Raw genomic sequence first — 18,155 nt, 5'->3', positions numbered from 1 at the left:
TTCTTCCATTGTAAACAGAAAAAGACCGGGACCGGCAGATATTTCCTCTGCCGGTCCCGGTCTTTTTCCGCTGCAGGAGGCGGAATTAGGATTTCTTCATGGCTGCCCGCTTTCTCAAGGTCGGGTCCAGAATCTTTTTCCGGATACGCAGATTTTTGGGAGTAACCTCCAGAAGCTCGTCCGTGTCAATGAATTCCAGGCACTGCTCCAGGCTTAAGATCCGGGGCGGCGTCAGCTTCAGCGCCTCATCCGCGCTGGAGGAACGGGTATTGGTCAGCTTCTTGGTCTTGCAGACATTCAGCTCGATATCCTCGGCCTTGCCGTTCTGTCCGATGACCATGCCGGCGTATACCTTTTCGCCAGGCCCGATAAAGAGGGTGCCGCGCTCCTGAGCGTTGAAGAGGCCGTAGGTGATGGCTTCTCCTGCCTCGAAAGCGATCAGGGAACCCTGCTTACGGTACTGGATATCTCCCTTATAGGGACCGTAGCCGTCAAAGATGGTGTTCAACACGCCGGTGCCCTTGGTATCTGTCAGAAACTCGCCCCGGTATCCGATCAGGCCTCTGGCCGGGATCAGGAATTCCAGCCGGGTGGAGCCGCTGCCGTTGCTGTGCATGTTCAAAAGCTCGCCCTTGCGCTCGCCCAGCTTCTGAATGACGTTTCCGGCGTACTCGTCGTCCACGTCGATATAGGCCCGCTCCATGGGCTCCAGCTTCTTTCCGTTTTCATCTGTATGGTAGATTACCTCAGCCTTGCTGACGGCAAATTCGTAGCCTTCCCGGCGCATGCTCTCAATCAGGACGGACAGGTGAAGCTCTCCTCTGCCCGATACCTTGAAGCATTCGGTGGAATCCGTCTCCTCCACCCGGAGGCTCACGTCCGTATTCAGCTCCCGGAACAGGCGGTCACGCAGATGGCGGGAGGTGACGTATTTTCCCTCCTGGCCGGCCAGCGGGCTGTCGTTGACCATGAACTGCATGGAAATCGTGGGCTCGGAGATCTTCTGGAAGGGAATAGCCTGGGGGTTCTCCGGGGAGCAGAGGGTGTCTCCGATATGGATGTCCGCGATACCGGAAATGGCCACGATGGAGCCTATGGTGGCTTCCTGCACATCCACTTTTTTCAGGCCGTCAAACTCATAAAGCTTGCTGATTTTTACCTTTTTCATTTTGTCCGGATCATGATGGTTTACGATGACCATTTCCTGGTTGACCCGGATGGTGCCGTTGTCTACCTTTCCGATACCGATACGGCCCACATATTCATTGTAGTCTATGGTGCTGATCAGTACCTGTGTTCCGGCCTCCGGATCGCCCTCCGGAGCGGGGATGTAGTCGATGATTGTCTCGAACAGGGGAGCCATGTCTTTGGGCTCATCATCCAGGCTGCGCATAGCGTATCCGTCCTTCGCGGAAGCGAACAGGAAGGGGCAGTCCAGCTGTTCGTCAGAGGCTTCCAGATCCATCAGCAGCTCCAGAACCTCGTCCACGACCTCCAGAGGACGCGCCTCCGGACGGTCGATTTTATTGATGCAGACGATGACCGGAAGGTCAAGCTCAAGGGCTTTGCGCAGCACGAATTTGGTCTGAGGCATGGAGCCCTCGAAGGCGTCCACCACCAGAATAACGCCGTTTACCATCTTCAGGACGCGCTCCACTTCGCCGCCGAAGTCTGCGTGGCCCGGGGTATCCACAATATTGATTTTCACGCCGTTGTAGGTGACGGCTGTATTTTTGGAAAGGATTGTGATTCCGCGTTCTCTTTCAATGTCTCCGGAATCCATGACGCGCTCCGCTACTTCCTGATTTGCGCGGAAGACGCCGCTCTGCTTTAAAAGTTCATCTACCAGTGTGGTCTTGCCATGGTCTACATGGGCAATAATCGCAATATTTCGAACATCTTCTCTTTTCATAACTGTTTCCTCAATAACTTGTATTACTTTGTATTACTCTGATTTCCCGTTAACTTATACAGTTTACCACATTCCGCCGCAAATACAATAAAAATTAAAAAAAATTATGGAAAATGGTTCTAAAAGCGGAAAACGGGACATATATATCATAAAGGCGGCGCGGGATCGGCAGGGATACTCTGTGCTGCCCGGAGTAAACCGGAAAATACAAAGGCCCCGGCTGCAAAAAGCGCGCGTACCTGCAGGCCAGGGGAGAAGAAGGGAGAACAAACGTTATGTCAGATAAGGTCATTGAGAACAATCAGGTGTCTGTAATCGGAGAGATCGTGTCAGGTTTCACATTCAGCCATGAGGTATTTGGAGAGGGATTCTATATGGTAGACGTGCTGGTCCGCCGGCTGAGCGATTCAGCAGATGTGATACCAGTCATGATTTCGGAACGGCTGATCAACGTGGAGGAAGATTACACGGGAGAATTCATCCGCGTGGCGGGACAGTTCCGTTCCTATAACAGGCATGAGGAGAAGAAAAACCGGCTGGTGCTTTCTGTTTTTGCCAGGGAGGTGGAATTCCTGGAGGAAGAAGTGGAAAATGCGAAAACCAATCAGATTTTTCTGGACGGTTATATCTGTAAAGCTCCGGTATACCGGAAGACGCCTCTCGGCCGGGAGATCGCGGATCTCCTGATTGCAGTCAACCGCCCCTATGGAAAGTCGGATTACATTCCCTGTATCTGCTGGGGAAGGAACGCGCGTTTCGCCTCGGGCTTTGAAGTGGGCGGCCGCGTACAGATCTGGGGCAGAATCCAGAGCCGGGAGTACGTGAAAAAAATCAGTGAGACCGAGTCTGAGAGACGGGTGGCTTACGAGGTATCCGTCAGCAAGCTGGAGTATGCGGAATCATAAGTTCGCTGTGAATAGCAGCCGTAATAGAGCATAACAAAGCATACGCTTAGAAAGAATCTTGCATTTTATGTATGATTGGTGTATGATATAGACAATTATGATACCTGATTCTGGCAGAAATTGTGCACAATTCTGCCAGAAAAGGCACTTCAGGAGAAGAACACTGAATTCACATGTCTGCCGGAAGGGGACAGGAAAGGAGTGTAAAATGGGGAAAGGGCATGTTACCATATTCTGTGGGGGAGGAAAAGGCAAGACTTCTGCAGCTTTGGGACAGGGAATCTTTGGAGCCAGTGCCGGAAAATCTGTCATCATCATCCAGTTCCTGAAAGGAAAGATGGGAGAGAGGATTGATTTTATCAAGCGGCTGGAGCCGGAGATCAAGGTATTCTGTTTTGAAAAATCAGAAAAGGATTACCAGTCTCTTTCACCGGAAGAGCAGCAGGAAGAGGTCATGAATATAAAAAACGGCCTGAATTTTGCCAGAAAAGTGCTGACTACGGATGGCTGCGATATTCTGATTCTGGATGAGGTTCTGGGCCTTGTGGACAAGGGCATCATTACGCTGGAGGAGCTGCTGGCGCTGATCGAGGCAGGCGACGGGGACACGGAGCTGGTGCTTACGGGCATTCAGATGTTTGACGAACTGTACCCCTATGCGGATGATGTGTTCCGTATCAACACATTGAAGTAAGCCGTTGGTTGACAAGGCAGACAGGCTGTGTTATTCTGGACACAGGTAATATGATAACTGAATAACAGGCGAGATAGAGGTTGCGTTTTCCAGGAGTACCTTTTCGGATATGGCAGGCATAGACGAAGAAGAGGGAAAGGGGCTGACGCCGAAAGAGGTCGTTTCCTGCGGGCGGTTTCTTGGGCATGCCGTGAAGAACGGTATGACTGTCATCAGTTTCTGATGGGGCGCTATCCAGAGAATACAGGCATAAAGGATTTGATTCTTTTGGGGCGTACTTCAGAAAGTACGCCTCGTTTTTTGCGCGAAGGTAATGAGACCTGCGAAAGACTCCGGACAGTTCCTCCGGGTGAGCTGGCTCACAGAGGGGGACTGTCCGGAGGATTTCATAGGGCGAAGCCCGCGAGCCGGATTTTCTTAAAATCCGGCTGTGCAGGGCTCATGGCTGAAAAGGGGAAGAGAAGGCCCCCTGGGGCAGAGTAATGAGACCTGCGAAAGATTTTTGCACAGGATATCCGCAGAGGCGGTGGACAAGGAGGAAGAGTTATGTCTATTTTCAAGGGAGCAGCGGTAGCAATTATTACGCCGTTTCAGGAGAACGGGGAAATCAATTATCCGAAGCTGGCAGAGATACTGGATGATCAGATAGCAAATCATACGGATGCCATTGTCATCTGCGGAACGACGGGCGAGTCGTCCACACTGACACACGAGGAGCATCTGGAAGCTATCCGTTTTACGATTGAGCATGTGGCGGGCCGCGTGCCGGTTATCGCGGGAACCGGTTCCAACTGTACGGAGACTGCCATCTATCTGTCTACGGAGGCGGAGAAATATGGAGCGGACGCCCTTCTGATTGTGACGCCCTATTACAACAAGGCGACCCAGAAAGGTTTGATTGCCCACTATACGGCCATTGCGGAGTCGGTAAATCTTCCGATTATCATGTACAATGTGCCTTCCCGGACGGGATGCAATATCCTCCCGGAGACGGCGGCGCATCTGGTGAAAAACGTGAAAAATATTGTTGGCATCAAGGAAGCCAGCGGGAACATTTCACAGGTGGCGAAACTGATGCGGCTTACAGACGGCCAGATTGAGCTTTATTCCGGAAATGACGATCAGGTAGTTCCGATCCTGTCTCTTGGCGGACTTGGCGTGATTTCCGTGCTGTCCAATGTGGCTCCCCGGCAGACCCACGACATGGTTATGAAATTTCTGGAGGGCGACGTGGCGGGCAGCCGCGAGATTCAGCTGAAGGCCCTTCCTCTTGTGGACGCGCTTTTCTGCGAGGTAAATCCCATTCCCGTAAAGGCGGCCATGAATATGCTTGGCTGGGAAGCGGGACCTTTGAGAATGCCGCTTACGGAGATGGAGCCGGAGCATAAAGAAAAACTGAAGAAGGCTATGATTGATTTTGGAATTGAGGTGAAATAAAATGACAGATATTCTGCTTCACGGCTGCAACGGCCGTATGGGACAGATGATCGCGGGACTTCTGGAGAATGACGCGGACGCCAGGATTGTGGCAGGCGTGGACGCGTACACAGGCCGGGAGAATCCGTTTCCGGTCTTTTCAAAAATTGAGGACTGTGACGTAAAGGCAGATGTGGTGATTGATTTTTCCAACGCCGGAGCAGTGGACGCGCTGCTTGCCTGGTGTGTGGAGAACAGGACTCCTGTGGTGCTCTGCACGACAGGCCTTTCGGAAGAGCAGCTGAAAAAAGTCGAAGAGGCGGCCAAAGAGACGGCGGTACTGAAATCCGCCAATATGTCCGTGGGAATCAATCTTCTTCTGAAGATTCTGAAAGAAGCGGCTCCCACGCTGGCAGCCGCGGGCTTTGACATTGAGATTGTGGAAAAGCATCACAACCAGAAGGTGGACGCGCCCAGCGGCACGGCTCTCGCCCTGGCGGATGCCATCAATGAGGCTTCCGGCGGCGTCTATACTTATGTTTATGACAGAAGCCAGGTACGCCAGAAACGGGACAGCCGCGAACTGGGAATCTCAGCTGTCCGGGGCGGTACAATCGTGGGAGATCACGACGTTATTTTCGCGGGTACCGATGAGGTGGTTACCTTTGAGCACAGAGCTTATTCGCGGGCAGTCTTTGGCAAGGGGGCCATCCAGGCGGCCAAGTTCCTGGCAGGAAAGCCGGCGGGACGCTATGATATGAGCGATGTGATCGGGTAGAACACAGAACTTTCACAGAAAAATCACATAATGATTTCAGAAAATACACAAAAGAGGAATATTCTTAGATAGATTACGCAGTCTGTCTGGAGTATTCCTTTTTTATTCCCGCGTGCAGTGAGCCAAGCGGACGCGCTCGCGCGTCCATTTGGCGAACGCCGCGAGGGTCAAATACCCCGATTTTACATCGGGGTATTTGACTTACCCTGAGTTGGCAGGGGGATGTGCTCTGGAACCGCAGGGCAGGGAAACGCCGGAACGGAAAAACAGTCTGCCAGAAGGAGGAAAAGAATGTGATAGAGGTCAAAGACCTGGTGAAACGGTATGGAAAGCATGTGGCTGTGGATCACCTGAGCTTTCGTGTGAAAAAGGGCCAGATATATGGGTTTCTGGGGCCAAATGGCGCCGGAAAGACTACGACCATGAATATGCTGACCGGTTATCTGGCCGCGTCAGAGGGACAGATCGTCATCAATGGACACGATGTTTCGGAGGAACCCATGGAGGCACGCAGGTGCATAGGATACCTTCCGGAGATTCCGCCGCTGTATCTGGATATGACGCCGCTGGAATATCTGGAATTTGCGGCAGAGCTGAAAGGAATATCAAAGGATAAGAGGGGCGCTGAAATTGACAAGGTGATGGGGCGGACGCAGATTCGGGAAATGCAGGACAGACTGATACGCCATCTGTCCAAGGGATACCGGCAGAGAGTGGGCCTTGCCCAGGCCCTTCTGGGAGACCCGGAGGTTCTGATATTGGATGAGCCTATGGTGGGTCTTGATCCCAAACAGATTATAGAGATTCGTGAGCTGATCCGTTCTCTTGGGAAAAAGCATACGGTTATCTTAAGCTCACATATTCTTTCGGAGATCACAAGCATCTGTGATCATGTGATGATTATTTCCCATGGAAAGCTGGTGGCCAGCGATACCCCGGAAAACCTGGGGCATTATATGAAGAATTCGGATATGATGGAGCTTCAGATTCGCGGAAGCCGGGAGGCCTGTGAGAAAGCGAGAGAGCTCTTGAAAAAGGTGAAGGGACTTGAGATTAAGACGGCGGCAGCCTCTCTGGAGGATGTGTTCCTGGAGCTGACCTCGGGAGATCCGGAGACGGCAGAGACAGAAGAGACAGAAGAAACAGAAGAAACAGAGATGGAGGAAACAGAGACAGAAGAGACAGCTGCAGAAGAGACGACAGCGGAAGTGGCGGCAGCCGGCGGCGCGGCTGCGGAAGAAAATAAAAACGGAGAGGAGGAAGAGCGGAATGCGGGCGATTTATAGAAAGGAAGTGCGGGCCTATCTGACCTCCATGACAGGATATATTTTCATGGCGGTGCTCCTGGCGGTAGCCAGCCTGTATTATGTGGCGGACTGTCTGCTGGGCGGCTACCCGGTCTTTGGCGTGGTTCTGTCGTCAGTGTATTTTGTTCTGCTTATTGTGGTTCCGATCCTGACAATGCGGAGTATGGCAGAGGAAAAGCGTCAGAAGACGGATCAGCTTCTTTTGACGGCTCCGGTGCAGATCTGGAAGGTGGTGGCGGGAAAGTATCTGGCTATGCTCACGATCTTCCTGATTCCCATGCTGATTCTATGCCTGTATCCGCTGATTCTGCTTCAGTTCGGCAGTGTTTCCCTGCCTATGGCCTACACGTCGATTCTGGGATACACGCTGTTTGGAGCGGCCTGCCTGGCTATCGGCCTGTTTCTGTCCGCTGTGACAGAGAGCCAGGTGATTGCGGCGGTTCTGACCTTTGGCGTGCTCTTTTTCCTGAATATGTCTGTGAGTATCTCCAGCCTGATTGGAGCGGGAGGAATTCTGGCGGATATTCTTTCAGCCATCTGCATTTACCAGCCCTTTATCAATTTTGTACAGGGCATTTTCGACATGACAGGCATAGTCTATTATGTCACGGCAGTGCTTTTGTTCCTGTTCCTGACAGTCCAGCTGCTCTATAAAAAGCATGGGACTTACCGTGCCAGTATGTCGGCTTTTGCCTGTATAGCGGTGGTGCTGGTGAATCTGATTGCGAATCATCTGCCCTCACAGTATCTGAAATATGACGTCAGCGATCAGCAGCTTTTTACCACGGGAGAGCAGACCGCAGAAATTCTGGCCAATCTTGACGAGGACGTGACCCTTTACCTGATCGCCCAGCAGGGCGGCGAGGACTCTACGCTTCTGGAGCTTCTGGAGAGATATGAAGGACTTTCTTCTCATATCACCGTAGAGACCCGGGACCCGGTGCTGTATCCGAATTTTGTGTCTCAGTATACCGATGAGAGCCTGTCGGAAAACAGCGTGCTGGTAGTGGGACAGGAACGTTCCAAGGCGGTGGACTATTATGATATCTATCAGTATTCCATGGATTATTCTACCTACAGCAGCAGCCTGGACTCCTTTGACGGGGAGGGACAGATCACAAGCGCCATTGATTATGTGACGGCAGAGGAAATACCTGTTCTTTATACATTGGAGGGACATGACGAGGCTGCGCTGGGTTCCTCCCTGACTTCTTCAATAGAGAAGGAAAACATAGAGGTTCAGTCCCTGAGCCTTCTGACTAATGACGCGGTGCCGGAGGACGCGGCGGTTCTTCTGATTTACGGCCCGCTTTCGGATATTTCCGAGGATGAGAAAAACAAGATAACTGATTATATGGATCAGGGCGGCCGGGTCATTTACCTGCGCGGCTACACAGATCAGGAGACGCCTAATCTGGATTCGCTTCTGGAGGAGTACGGAATTTCCGTGGCGGAGGGTCTTGTGCTGGAAGGCAGCAGCGATCACCATCTGACCAATTATCCATATTATCTGCTTCCCAATATTAATTATTCGGATTATACGTCAGATGTAAGCTCCCGTTATGTCATGATGGCGTTTGCGGAAGGACTGACGGAAACGGCGGCAGAAAGCAGCAGTGAGGATGAAGAAGAGACGGATGACGGACTGACATATGAGAGTCTGCTGACCACTTCTTCGGAGGCTTACTCCAAGGTGAACCTGGAGTCGGAAAATCTGGAAATGGAGGAAGGCGATATCGCCGGCCCCTTTGATCTTGCCGCAGTTGTAACGAAAACGATTGACGAGGAAGCGGGAACAGAAGCTAAGCTGGTGGTATTCTCATCGGAGACACTTCTTGACGAGCAGGTGGACAGCATGGTATCCGGCGGCAACAGCACGCTGTTTATGAATGTGTTGAGCCAGCTTGTGGATCATGAAAGCACGGTATCTATCGAAGCGAAAAGCCTGGCAGTTTCTTACCTGACTGTCACAGCCGGTTCCGCAATTTTCTGGGGACTGCTTACAGTTATTATCATACCGCTGTTTCTGCTGTGCCTGGGCGGCGTGATCTGGTTCCAGAGGAGGAAACGATAATGACAAAAAAGAAAAAACGAACCCGGATGATTGCGGCGGTTCTGTTGCTTGCGGTTCTGGCGGTGACCTATGTACTGGTGCTCAGAGCGGACTTTAACGGGGAGGATGTGGAGGAAGAGACAGAAGAAATCACGGTCCTGGAAATCGAGCGAGAGGATATCAGCACGGTGCGGCTGGAGAATTCCTACGGCACGCTTCAGTTTGCCTATGACGGGGAGACCTGGACCAGCGAAGACGATCCGGCTTTCCAGCTGAATCAGGATTCCATGAGCGCGCTCTTCAACCGGCTGAATCCGCTGACCGCAGTCCGCGATTTGGGAGAGCAGGAGGATCTGGAAGCCTACGGCCTTGCGGAACCGGTTATCACAATCTCGATTACGCTTCAGGATGGCCAGGAAATTACCGTCTACCTGGGAAATGATTCTTCAGACGGAAATCTGTATTTTATGACCTCTGAAAGCGGCAGTATTTATACAGGAGACAGCTATCTGGCGACAGCCTTTGACTGCCAGCTTTCCGATCTGGAGGCTGAAGAAGAGGAAGAAGAGGATGCCTCCTCAGAAGAAAGCGCGGAGAGCAGTGAAGACGCATCAGCGGAAGAAGAAAGTGCCGAGAGCAGCAGCGATTCATCGGAAGAGGAAAGCAGTGAGAGCGCTGAAGAATCGTCTGTGGAAGAGGAAACAGTTTCCGGCGAGTAAATTTTCTTGACATTTATCAACAGATTATGTAAACTGAAATCGACAGCTGAGTTTTATCCGGCTGTCGATTTCAGCTTTACAAAAGCAAAAATTCCCGGATTTTCGATTCAGAAAATCATAATCCCCAGACAGGAGCCATGAAATTGTAACAATCAGACAAAATATACGGAATATGAAAAGGGATTTTCTTTGTCATTCTCTAGTGTTATAATAAAATCAGCAGACGAGTCCGCTTTTCATATCTCCGGGAAAAGGAGGAAAAGTTATGGAAAGCAGACAGGATATTACAAAAGACGGCACTGCGGCAGGTGCGTTCAACGACGCAGGGAATCCCGCGGTAAGCAGTACGGGGAAGCACACTGTGAATAACACCAAAGCCCACGACAATGGCGCAAAGCTTATCTTTGATGATCCGATTCTATGCGCGCAGTTTCTGCGGGGCTATACGAATATCGAACTTCTCAGGGACGTGCAGCCGGAGGATATTGAAGATATTTCGGAACGCTTTCTGCCCATGTGGCAGGAGGGGCGTGATTCAGACTCTGTGAAAAAGGTGCGTCTGAAGGACTGCGAGCTGTTTCTGATTGCCATTGTGGAGCATCAGTCAAAGGTGCATTATGATATGGCGTTTAAGCTGCTGCGCTATATTGTCATGGTGCTGACAGATTACGAAAGCGAACAGGAAAAGAAGAAGCCGGGAGTTACCCACACAAAAGAATTCTGTTATCCGCCGATTCTGCCGGTTGTATATTATGAAGGGACAGACAGGTGGACAGCGGCCCGGAATTTTAAAGACAGGGTGTATTTAAACAATGTGCTGGGGCGGTACATACCGGATTTTGAGTATGTGGTAGTGCCTGTGGCTTCTTATACAAACGAGGAACTGATAGAAAAGAAAGACGAGCTGTCGCTGATTATGCTGATCAATAAGCTCCGGAGTTCTGCGGACTTTAAAAATCTGAAAGGAATCCCGCAGGAATATTTCGAGGAGCTCTCAGAGAAGACACCCCGGTACCTGCTGGAGCTGATTGGGAAAATCATAGCCGTCTTTCTGTACCGCCTGAATGTGCCCCGCAAGGAAGTGGAGCAGTTTACGGATCAGATTAGAGGAGGCGAATTTCAGATGCTGTTTGACAGTTTTGAGGCATATGATGTGCAGGAAACACGAAGGGCAAGCCGGGCTGAGGGTAAAGCCGAAGGTAAAGCGGAAGCTGTTCTGGAGCTGCTTCTGGAACTGGGAACAGTGCCGCAGGAGTTGCAGGATATGATTATGGGAACTGCAGATATGGAGAAACTTGGAATATGGCTGAAGCTGGCTGCAAAGGCAGAAAGCGTAGAGCAGTTCCAGGAGCAGGCCGGACTTTGAGCATTGGAGTGAAGAGAGAAACGTACGTTTGATGTCTGTTGCCTGCCGGAATTTCCGGCAGGCAGAAATATTGTGCTCAGGCAGAAATTCTATACACAGGAAGAAATGAGGAGATTATTTATGAAAAAGAAAGTGATTCACACACTTATGGCTCTGGTGCTGACGCTGACGATTATCTCGGTGTCGGTTGTATTTACACTGGCCTTCCGGCCCCTGTATTATGCTGATATAAACGCGCTGAATATTCCGGAGAGAACAGGCTATTCGGAGGAAATGATCAGGGAAAACTACGATGTGCTGATAGACTACAATCTGTCCTTTGGAGACGATCCTCTGGAATTTCCCAGTCTTGCCATGTCAGAGTCCGGACGGATTCATTTTGAGGAAGTAAAGGATATTTTCAATCTGTTCAAATATATGGCCATCGGAGGAGTGCTGATAAGCGCTGCCGGGATCTGGCTGATGAGCCGCCGGAAAGAATATCTGTACCTGAAGCTGACCTCGATTCTGGCGGTCGCCCTGCCGGCTGTGATAGGGCTTTTTGTGGCGGTGAACTGGGACTGGGCTTTTGTGACCCTCCACCATATTGCTTTTAACAATGATTACTGGATCTTTGATCCGGCGACAGATCCGGTTATCAACATTCTGCCGGATACGTTTTTCATGCACTGCGCGCTGCTGATTCTTGGATGTGTAGTGCTGGGAAGTGTGGTCTGTGGACTGGTGTACCGGAAGCTGCGCAGAAAAGAAAAATAGTGATTAAAATTGGAGACAAAAAGCTCCCTTTGGTTCCGCCGGGATCAAAGGGAGCTTTTTGCGTTAAGAAAATCCGTAAAGAAATATTACCGGGACCTGATTACAGCGTTTCAAGAAAATAAATTAAGGCATTCTGCTGTTCTTCGCTGAGCTGACTGATATTTTCCAGCAGTTTTCTTTGTGTATCGGTCAGAGTAAAAGTGTCATCTTCGGAGGCAAAAAACTGAGACAGAGTGATTCCGAAAGCTGCACAGATTTTTTCAAGTGAAGGGATAGATGGAATCAAATTCTTGCGATACCAGGACGATATGGTGGATTGAGTCAGGCCGGATTTCACAGATAACTGATATTCTGTCCATCCCCTTTTATTTCTGTAATAAGAGATACGATCTAAAACATCAATCATGATTCACCACCTCGCAATATGTAATTATATCGTTAATATTATTAGAAAATTCGTAATAAAATAATATGTTTTATCGTAAATATTTAACGAAAGCTGATTGTTACTATAAAAACATATATTTATTGGAAAAAAGCTACAATCTGATGGTATTTTGCGAAATGCGATATATCGAAAAAATATAACGTAAAATCGTTGCAAATTAATACGCTTTGTCGTATAATAAATACGATTAGTGGAAGTGATTAACAGGGAACGAGAGTGATGAAGGAAAAAATAAAGAAAATCAAGCATGGGTCAAGAGATAAATGGAGGAAAAAGACACCCAAGGGGAGTTCTGTCAAAAAGTTTGCTGATATCGTCGGTACCGTACTGTGCGTTATTTTGTTTCCGGTGGTGCTTGTCAATATAACGTTGCTGGTACAGTCTCTGATGCATCCGGAGCTTCCGCCCAATTTTCTGGGCTATACTCCACTGGCGGTTCAGTCGGGTAGTATGTCTCCGTTTTTTGACACGGGAGATTTAATTATTATCAAAAATGCAGGAGAGAATCAGGGGCCTTATCAGGAAGGGGATGTTGTGTGCTTTCAAAGTGGTACAGGCTTTGTGACGCATCGCATTACGGGAGTGGAAACGGGAGAGGACGGTTCCGTTTTGTATACAACCCAGGGTGACGCGAACAACGCGCCTGACGGAATTCAGATTACACAGGAGCAGATTTTGGGCTCCTACGTTGCGCATATAAGAAGGGCAGGAGATTTTGTCATGTATGTTCAGACTCCGAGAGGAATGGTTGGCTGTGTGCTCCTGCCAATAGTAATCATGTTATTGTGTTTTCAGATACCCGTTTGGGCAGACAGGTGGACGGACAGAAGAAGACGGAAATCCCTTCCGGGTGAAGAAAAAGGCCATGAGCGGGGGTAACGCATTCTTTTCGCCACAAAAAGAATTGTTACATAAATAGCAGATGTTATGACGGAAAACGTCAGACAAGGAGGATATGTATGGAAAGTAAGAAACGCTCCAAAACAATGAGAGTCGCAGGTGGAATGCTGGCAGCCAGCCTGGTTATGACCTGCCTGATCAGCGGCACGATGGCAAAGTACACTTCTACGGCCAGTGGATCTGATACGGCAAGAGTAGCGAAGTGGTCGATTAAAGTAAATGAGCAAGAGATTGCTACTAACACGTCACAGGGAATTACATTTGATCTGTTTGAAACAATTGGAGATGACTGGGATGGATTGGGTGATGATGCCAATGTGGTAAATGGAGTAGACGGCGAAAAGATCATCGCCCCAGGTACAGGTGGTGTGTTTGAAGTAAACGTTGAGAACGAGTCGGAAGTTACAGCTCACATTGATGTAGATTTGAACGAATCTAAAACAAATAATATTCCGATTGTATACTCCCTGGACGGCACTAACTATTATACTCTTGATCAGTTGAATAATTTTGGAGTTGTCGATGGTGGATTAAAAGATGGTGTGGAGCTAAAAGCAGGTGAATCCCAAGCGTTCGATATTTATTGGGCATGGGCATTTGATGATGATGCAGTTTACGACTTGGGGTTAGGAAGCAATCCTTCCAGTGACAATCATGATACAGACCTTGGTATTCTTGCTCAGACAGATGGAAGTGAACCTAAGATTACAATTGAAGCAAACGTAATCGCTACACAGGTAGATTAACTTGTCACATTTACAGAAGGCTTTGCGAGTGGCGGCAAAGCCTTCTGCAAACATAGCTGAATGGAAGACATATGTAATAAAATACCATCTTTTCAGGTTTTATCAGAGCACGGCTGAAAAGCCCTATTGTGATGAGGTCTGAAAGACATGAAACTCAAAAGGAGGGACTGAAGTGATGAATCATAGAAGAAAAGCGAAATTTTCGCTTTTACATCGTCTGACAGCACTTGCTGTTCTGACATTCTGCTGTTTGGCTGCGGTAACGGAACCTCTTTCTGTTCAGGCATCGGCCGGCGGTACAGAGGAAGGGCTTATCGTAATAGAAGATAACGGGCAGAAACGCTGGGAAAAAGAGATGGCTCTGAATCTCTTTTCAAACAGCGATTTTGGAGGGCAGAAGCTGATTGCTCCGGGAAGCTCGGGAAGCTATCAGTTCACAGTCTGCAATTCTGCCGGATTTCCCATGGAATATAAAATAGAAACCAAAGGAACAAATCAGAGAGAAATACCTTTATATATACGGCTCCATGAGAAAGACGGCCAGTATCTGATAGGAAGCGAGACAGAATGGGCAGACCTCAGAGAGAATGTGACGGCTGTTCGGGAACTGGCTCAGGACGCAAAGCATACTTATATTCTGGAATGGAAATGGGAAACGCGGAGTGATGCGGATGACACGGCTATCGGGATTGATGCCCGTAGCTATGTAGACTGCACGATAAATCTCAGTGTATATGCGGAGCAGAAGACAGAAAATGGGCAGGGAGGAAGCGGCGGAAACGGGAGTGGAAGTGGAGGTTCTTCTGCTTCTCCAGATCGGATAGAGAACAGCCCGAGAACAGGAGATGTACAGAGCCCGGTGTTCTATATGGTATTTCTGGCATGCGCTGTGTGCGGCATTGCTGTGACTGGAATCTGTTACATGAGAAAGAGCAAAAATGAAAGAAAAACTGAGAGCAGGTAGCTGGCTGCGTGGACTGATTGTGCTTCTTGCGCTGCTGTTTTTTGCCGGATCAGGCTCTTTTCTGTACGGGAAACTGTCAGGAGATCCACTGCCGGAATTTTTGGGATGGAGCCAGGCGGTAGTAATGTCAGGCAGCATGGAGCCTGAAATACCGGTGGGCGCGCTGGTTCTTATCAGAGAGCAATCATCCTATACTTCTGGAGATGTGGTCGTGTACGAGGATGACGCAGGAAATCTTATTACACACAGACTGCTCAGGATGGAAGATGGAAAAGCTGTAACAAAAGGGGATGCAAATAATGTCGAGGATGAACCAATAGAGACAGAGCAGATACTTGGAAAGGTCAGGGCAGTGCTCCCCGGAGCTGGCGATACAGTACTTTTTTTCAGAACCCCCATGGGAATGGGAATTGTGCTGTGTGCGGCGGTGCTTTTGATTTTCGCCCCGGGCCAGTGGAAGGCGAGAAAGGAAGAAAGAGATGATGGGACAAAGAAATAAGGAAGGATATAAAAAAAGACTGAAGAAAACAGGATTTGCGGCACTGGGGCTGCTTCTGGCGCTGGGAGGAATATTTGCAGCGGGGAAAACCTATTCCAGTTTTTCTACCTCTGCGGCAGGAAGCAGTCAGGCAAGAGTGGCTGCATTTGTTGTGGATGGAGAATTAGTCTCAGAACAAAACGAAGTCATGATAAATTTATCCGATGAACAGACAAAGGCAAACCCAGCAGAATGGCAGTTTACTGTGTCCAATACTGATGAAGCGACAGGAAAACCCAGTGAAGTGTCCTGGAAGTATGACATTATTGTGAAATTTCCCGACAATTTAGATGAAAATGTTAAAAAGGCTCTGACAGTGAAGGTAGATGATGTTGCAAGTGGAACAGAGACTGGGGAAAGTAATGAATGTCGTTTTGAAAGCGCTGACTGGAAATTTGACAGCACAGAAGCAAACGGATCAGCACGGACTCATACTCTGACAATCATGTTAGATCCAGCAAAACTTTCCAATGATTCAGCCACAGAACCGGAGAATACGGATAGTTCCATTGAAATCGAGGATATCCAAATTTCTGTTCATGCAGAACAGATAGACTAGCAGGGAGGGAAACTAGCTGTGAAAAGATGGAATAGAAAATACTGTGGAATAATTACAGGTATGCTTTTTTGTATACTCTTTCTGTTCACCTCAGGTGAGGTACTGGGTAAATATAGTAAAGAAGTACCAATAGCGAATGTCAGCCTGACAATTACTCAAAAGTCAGACGAGTCAACAGAAGGGACAGAGAATATTTTAGGAGATGAATCCTTGGAGAAGCTGCCTGAAGAATCATCAGAAGAGGTTCTGCCGGAAGAAGAGATACCGATTATGCCGGGAACTGAGCCGGAAGAAGAGGGAGAAATAAGTCAACCGGATGGAGAAATGGAAGAAAATCCGGAGAATGGAATGAATGAAAATTTGGAGCAGGAGCCGGAGAATGGAATGTCAGAGGATTCCTTGAGTGATCCGGAGAACGGAACGCCGGAGGATTCAGAGAGTATTCCGGAGAATGGAGTGACAGAGGAACCAGTTCAGGAGCCTGAAGCTGATAGTGGAGAGAATGTCACTGTTGAAACACCGGAAGAGAATCTGGATAAAGAAACGGATAGCGCCACGGAAGAATCTGTTGTAGTGTCCGGGCCGGAGAAAGCGGAGACAGAGGACTCTTCTATTTCCTGAGAAAAACAGCAAAAGGAAATGCCGCAGAGCATGTTTTTAAGGGCTCTGCGGTGTTCGTTGCGTATATTCTTATTTATGAAAAAGAGAGTGACGTGAGGTTGTCATGGATCAGGACAGACAGATATATGACAGATGTGGGGCTGGAAAACGGATGCGAATGCGGCGGGAAGAGCTCGGGCTTGCGCGTTCAGAGATTGCGGAACGGATTGGGAAAGCGGAAAAATATTATGCCGATATTGAGAGAGGATACTGCGGAATGTCGCTGGACACGCTGGTAGAGATCGCGGGCTGTCTGGGTGTTGCCACTGACTATATTATTTTTGGAAAACAGGAGGACAGAGAATATCCTGATGAGGCTGGAGGAATCCTGTTCTTTCTCCAAAACTGCGAAGAAGACAAAAGAAAAAAAGCGGTAAAATTGCTGCAGCTGTATCTGTCAGATTAGGGTAGCAAAACAGAAGAGATCAAAGAGGGAGGAGAAGCCTACTGCTTCTCCTCCTCTTTGATCTCCCAGTGAATCAGAAACGTCAGCGCCGCCCGCAGGGCGATGATTCCGGCTACGATTCCGATTTCCTTCCAGTCGCGGACAACTACGGTACGCAGGATCTCGCTTCCCAGCTTGAACTCCAGGCCCATGGCCAGGCCTTTGGCCAGAGTCAGCTTTGTGTCCGGCGAACGGCGGATATACAGGAAAAACCCCCGGATGCCGGAGAAGATGATGATTCCCACCCCGATAAACTCAAAAAGAAGTATGGCTCCGTCTACAATGTTTTCCAGAATAATATGAAGCATGTCCAGCATATCTGTCTGTATCCCCCTTCATTCCTCATAAGTGATAAATCCAGTATACTGGCTTTCCACAGATACGTCAAAGGCTGTTTATATTTTTTTAAGATTTCTTTTATTGACAACCGCACGCTGTCGTATTAGCATATAGGATACTATGTATCAGGTTATATATCAAGCTATCTATTTACAGCATTACCTGCCGGTTATAATCTATACATCCGACATTCTGACAGAAAAGGAGGGGAAAAGTATGCAGAAGCCATTCCCGATCGGCAGACAGCTTCGAATGCTAAATAACAAGTTCCGGGAATTAGGGGACAGAAATCTTCAGAAATACAATCTGACAGCAGCCCAGCTGGATGTGATGATTTACCTGAAATGCAGCGGTGAGGAAGAGATACATCAGCGGCAGATTGAGAACTGGTTTCAGTTGAAGAACCCTACGGTTACCGGTCTTCTGAACCGCCTGGAGGAGAAAGGGTTTATCATTCGCAGGACAAATCCTGCCGACAGAAGGTACAGGGTGATCGAACTGACTGAAAAAGGAGAGCAGATACTGGGACAGATGTGGGAACAGGCGTGGAATCTTGAAAACAGGATTTACGACTGCCTGTCCAAAGAGGAACAGGAGCAGCTCATGGTTCTTCTGGATCGCATTTTGAACAGTCTGTCAGAAGTCTGAAA

20 protein-coding genes and 1 riboswitch are annotated in these 18,155 nt (G+C 48.9%); of the genes, 17 read left to right on the top strand and 3 right to left on the bottom strand.

All coding sequences use genetic code 11. The features are described 5' to 3' along the window. Window positions 1-85 precede the first annotated feature (85 nt). On the bottom strand, window positions 86-1,912 hold the full coding sequence (gene typA, locus B5E82_RS13045) for a translational GTPase TypA (RefSeq protein WP_087307999.1): 1,827 nt from the start codon (window positions 1,910-1,912) through the stop codon (window positions 86-88). A gap of 275 nt (window positions 1,913-2,187) precedes the next feature. On the opposite strand from typA, the gene B5E82_RS13040 reads away from it, so the two are divergent. From B5E82_RS13040 to B5E82_RS13000, 9 genes are all read left to right on the top strand, one after another. Then, window positions 2,188-2,817 carry a single-stranded DNA-binding protein gene (locus B5E82_RS13040; protein WP_087307998.1) on the top strand — a complete coding sequence of 210 codons (630 nt, stop codon included), beginning with the start codon at window positions 2,188-2,190 and terminating at the stop codon, window positions 2,815-2,817. A gap of 208 nt (window positions 2,818-3,025) precedes the next feature. Further along, a complete protein-coding gene (locus B5E82_RS13035; protein ID WP_087307997.1) occupies window positions 3,026-3,511 on the top strand; it encodes a cob(I)yrinic acid a,c-diamide adenosyltransferase in 486 nt (161 codons plus the stop codon). A 66-nt stretch (window positions 3,512-3,577) separates the two neighbouring features. Then, window positions 3,578-3,752, top strand: a riboswitch (Lysine riboswitch). Between the two features lie 305 nt (window positions 3,753-4,057). Next, on the top strand, window positions 4,058-4,948 hold the full coding sequence (gene dapA / locus B5E82_RS13030) for a 4-hydroxy-tetrahydrodipicolinate synthase (RefSeq protein WP_087307996.1): 891 nt from the start codon (window positions 4,058-4,060) through the stop codon (window positions 4,946-4,948). 1 nt (window position 4,949) lies between these two features. Then, entirely contained in the window at window positions 4,950-5,705 is a 756-nt protein-coding gene (gene dapB / locus B5E82_RS13025; protein WP_087307995.1) for a 4-hydroxy-tetrahydrodipicolinate reductase, read from the top strand. Window positions 5,706-5,998: 293 nt separating this feature from the next. Then, window positions 5,999-6,991, top strand: coding sequence for an ABC transporter ATP-binding protein (locus tag B5E82_RS13020; RefSeq protein WP_087308036.1), 993 nt, complete (start codon window positions 5,999-6,001; stop codon window positions 6,989-6,991). After that, a complete protein-coding gene (locus B5E82_RS13015) occupies window positions 6,975-9,086 on the top strand; it encodes a Gldg family protein (RefSeq protein ID WP_087307994.1) in 2,112 nt (703 codons plus the stop codon). The genes B5E82_RS13020 and B5E82_RS13015 overlap by 17 nt, the downstream gene beginning before the upstream one ends. After that, window positions 9,086-9,784, top strand: coding sequence for a DUF4340 domain-containing protein (locus B5E82_RS13010; RefSeq protein ID WP_087307993.1), 699 nt, complete (start codon window positions 9,086-9,088; stop codon window positions 9,782-9,784). The genes B5E82_RS13015 and B5E82_RS13010 overlap by 1 nt, the downstream gene beginning before the upstream one ends. A gap of 265 nt (window positions 9,785-10,049) precedes the next feature. Further along, a complete protein-coding gene (locus B5E82_RS13005; protein ID WP_087307992.1) occupies window positions 10,050-11,150 on the top strand; it encodes an Rpn family recombination-promoting nuclease/putative transposase in 1,101 nt (366 codons plus the stop codon). 120 nt (window positions 11,151-11,270) lie between these two features. Beyond that, a complete protein-coding gene (locus tag B5E82_RS13000; RefSeq protein ID WP_242966324.1) occupies window positions 11,271-11,906 on the top strand; it encodes a TIGR01906 family membrane protein in 636 nt (211 codons plus the stop codon). 100 nt (window positions 11,907-12,006) lie between these two features. On the opposite strand, the gene B5E82_RS12995 is transcribed toward B5E82_RS13000, so the two are convergent. After that, window positions 12,007-12,312 carry a helix-turn-helix domain-containing protein gene (locus B5E82_RS12995; protein ID WP_087307991.1) on the bottom strand — a complete coding sequence of 102 codons (306 nt, stop codon included), beginning with the start codon at window positions 12,310-12,312 and terminating at the stop codon, window positions 12,007-12,009. 261 nt (window positions 12,313-12,573) lie between these two features. Between B5E82_RS12995 and B5E82_RS12990 the strand changes: the two genes are divergently transcribed. The 7 genes from B5E82_RS12990 to B5E82_RS12960 all read left to right on the top strand — a co-directional run bounded on the left by B5E82_RS12990 (window position 12,574) and on the right by B5E82_RS12960 (window position 17,127). Further along, window positions 12,574-13,233, top strand: coding sequence for a signal peptidase I (locus B5E82_RS12990; protein WP_087307990.1), 660 nt, complete (start codon window positions 12,574-12,576; stop codon window positions 13,231-13,233). An 80-nt stretch (window positions 13,234-13,313) separates the two neighbouring features. After that, window positions 13,314-14,000: a hypothetical protein gene (locus tag B5E82_RS12985; protein ID WP_087307989.1), complete on the top strand. Its 687-nt coding sequence runs from the start codon at window positions 13,314-13,316 to the stop codon at window positions 13,998-14,000. Window positions 14,001-14,175: 175 nt separating this feature from the next. Then, on the top strand, window positions 14,176-14,964 hold the full coding sequence (locus tag B5E82_RS12980; RefSeq protein WP_087307988.1) for a hypothetical protein: 789 nt from the start codon (window positions 14,176-14,178) through the stop codon (window positions 14,962-14,964). Next, window positions 14,939-15,463, top strand: coding sequence for a signal peptidase I (locus tag B5E82_RS12975; RefSeq protein ID WP_087307987.1), 525 nt, complete (start codon window positions 14,939-14,941; stop codon window positions 15,461-15,463). The genes B5E82_RS12980 and B5E82_RS12975 overlap by 26 nt, the downstream gene beginning before the upstream one ends. Beyond that, window positions 15,444-16,061: a hypothetical protein gene (locus B5E82_RS12970; protein ID WP_087307986.1), complete on the top strand. Its 618-nt coding sequence runs from the start codon at window positions 15,444-15,446 to the stop codon at window positions 16,059-16,061. The genes B5E82_RS12975 and B5E82_RS12970 overlap by 20 nt, the downstream gene beginning before the upstream one ends. Window positions 16,062-16,271: 210 nt before the next feature. Continuing rightward, window positions 16,272-16,682, top strand: a complete 411-nt coding sequence (locus B5E82_RS12965; protein WP_087307985.1) for a hypothetical protein — start codon at window positions 16,272-16,274, stop codon at window positions 16,680-16,682. 103 nt (window positions 16,683-16,785) lie between these two features. Further along, a complete protein-coding gene (locus B5E82_RS12960) occupies window positions 16,786-17,127 on the top strand; it encodes a helix-turn-helix domain-containing protein (protein WP_087307984.1) in 342 nt (113 codons plus the stop codon). Between the two features lie 38 nt (window positions 17,128-17,165). Here B5E82_RS12960 and B5E82_RS12955 read toward each other — a convergent pair whose 3' ends face one another. Then, window positions 17,166-17,483, bottom strand: coding sequence for a DUF1622 domain-containing protein (locus B5E82_RS12955; protein WP_330398372.1), 318 nt, complete (start codon window positions 17,481-17,483; stop codon window positions 17,166-17,168). 238 nt (window positions 17,484-17,721) lie between these two features. On the opposite strand from B5E82_RS12955, the gene B5E82_RS12950 reads away from it, so the two are divergent. Beyond that, entirely contained in the window at window positions 17,722-18,153 is a 432-nt protein-coding gene (locus B5E82_RS12950) for a MarR family winged helix-turn-helix transcriptional regulator (protein WP_162610778.1), read from the top strand. Window positions 18,154-18,155 lie beyond the last annotated feature (2 nt).

Source organism: Lachnoclostridium sp. An138 (assembly GCF_002160765.1).
Lineage (GTDB): Bacteria > Bacillota > Clostridia > Lachnospirales > Lachnospiraceae > Laedolimicola > Laedolimicola faecalis.
Note: the sequence above shows the minus strand (reverse complement) of the source record. Positions and strands in the feature narration are given on the sequence as shown.

What these genes read in the sequence shown, in the direction of transcription:
- typA (WP_087307999.1), bottom strand. Translation starts at nt 1,912, where the DNA reads ATGAAAAGAGAAGATGTTCGAAATATTGCGATTATTGCCCATGTAGAC.
- B5E82_RS13040 (WP_087307998.1), top strand. Translation starts at nt 2,188, where the DNA reads ATGTCAGATAAGGTCATTGAGAACAATCAGGTGTCTGTAATCGGAGAG.
- B5E82_RS13035 (WP_087307997.1), top strand. Translation starts at nt 3,026, where the DNA reads ATGGGGAAAGGGCATGTTACCATATTCTGTGGGGGAGGAAAAGGCAAG.
- dapA (WP_087307996.1), top strand. Translation starts at nt 4,058, where the DNA reads ATGTCTATTTTCAAGGGAGCAGCGGTAGCAATTATTACGCCGTTTCAG.
- dapB (WP_087307995.1), top strand. Translation starts at nt 4,950, where the DNA reads ATGACAGATATTCTGCTTCACGGCTGCAACGGCCGTATGGGACAGATG.
- B5E82_RS13015 (WP_087307994.1), top strand. Translation starts at nt 6,975, where the DNA reads ATGCGGGCGATTTATAGAAAGGAAGTGCGGGCCTATCTGACCTCCATG.
- B5E82_RS13010 (WP_087307993.1), top strand. Translation starts at nt 9,086, where the DNA reads ATGACAAAAAAGAAAAAACGAACCCGGATGATTGCGGCGGTTCTGTTG.
- B5E82_RS13005 (WP_087307992.1), top strand. Translation starts at nt 10,050, where the DNA reads ATGGAAAGCAGACAGGATATTACAAAAGACGGCACTGCGGCAGGTGCG.
- B5E82_RS13000 (WP_242966324.1), top strand. Translation starts at nt 11,271, where the DNA reads ATGAAAAAGAAAGTGATTCACACACTTATGGCTCTGGTGCTGACGCTG.
- B5E82_RS12995 (WP_087307991.1), bottom strand. Translation starts at nt 12,312, where the DNA reads ATGATTGATGTTTTAGATCGTATCTCTTATTACAGAAATAAAAGGGGA.
- B5E82_RS12990 (WP_087307990.1), top strand. Translation starts at nt 12,574, where the DNA reads ATGAAGGAAAAAATAAAGAAAATCAAGCATGGGTCAAGAGATAAATGG.
- B5E82_RS12985 (WP_087307989.1), top strand. Translation starts at nt 13,314, where the DNA reads ATGGAAAGTAAGAAACGCTCCAAAACAATGAGAGTCGCAGGTGGAATG.
- B5E82_RS12980 (WP_087307988.1), top strand. Translation starts at nt 14,176, where the DNA reads ATGAATCATAGAAGAAAAGCGAAATTTTCGCTTTTACATCGTCTGACA.
- B5E82_RS12975 (WP_087307987.1), top strand. Translation starts at nt 14,939, where the DNA reads ATGAAAGAAAAACTGAGAGCAGGTAGCTGGCTGCGTGGACTGATTGTG.
- B5E82_RS12970 (WP_087307986.1), top strand. Translation starts at nt 15,444, where the DNA reads ATGATGGGACAAAGAAATAAGGAAGGATATAAAAAAAGACTGAAGAAA.
- B5E82_RS12960 (WP_087307984.1), top strand. Translation starts at nt 16,786, where the DNA reads ATGGATCAGGACAGACAGATATATGACAGATGTGGGGCTGGAAAACGG.
- B5E82_RS12955 (WP_330398372.1), bottom strand. Translation starts at nt 17,483, where the DNA reads ATGCTGGACATGCTTCATATTATTCTGGAAAACATTGTAGACGGAGCC.
- B5E82_RS12950 (WP_162610778.1), top strand. Translation starts at nt 17,722, where the DNA reads ATGCAGAAGCCATTCCCGATCGGCAGACAGCTTCGAATGCTAAATAAC.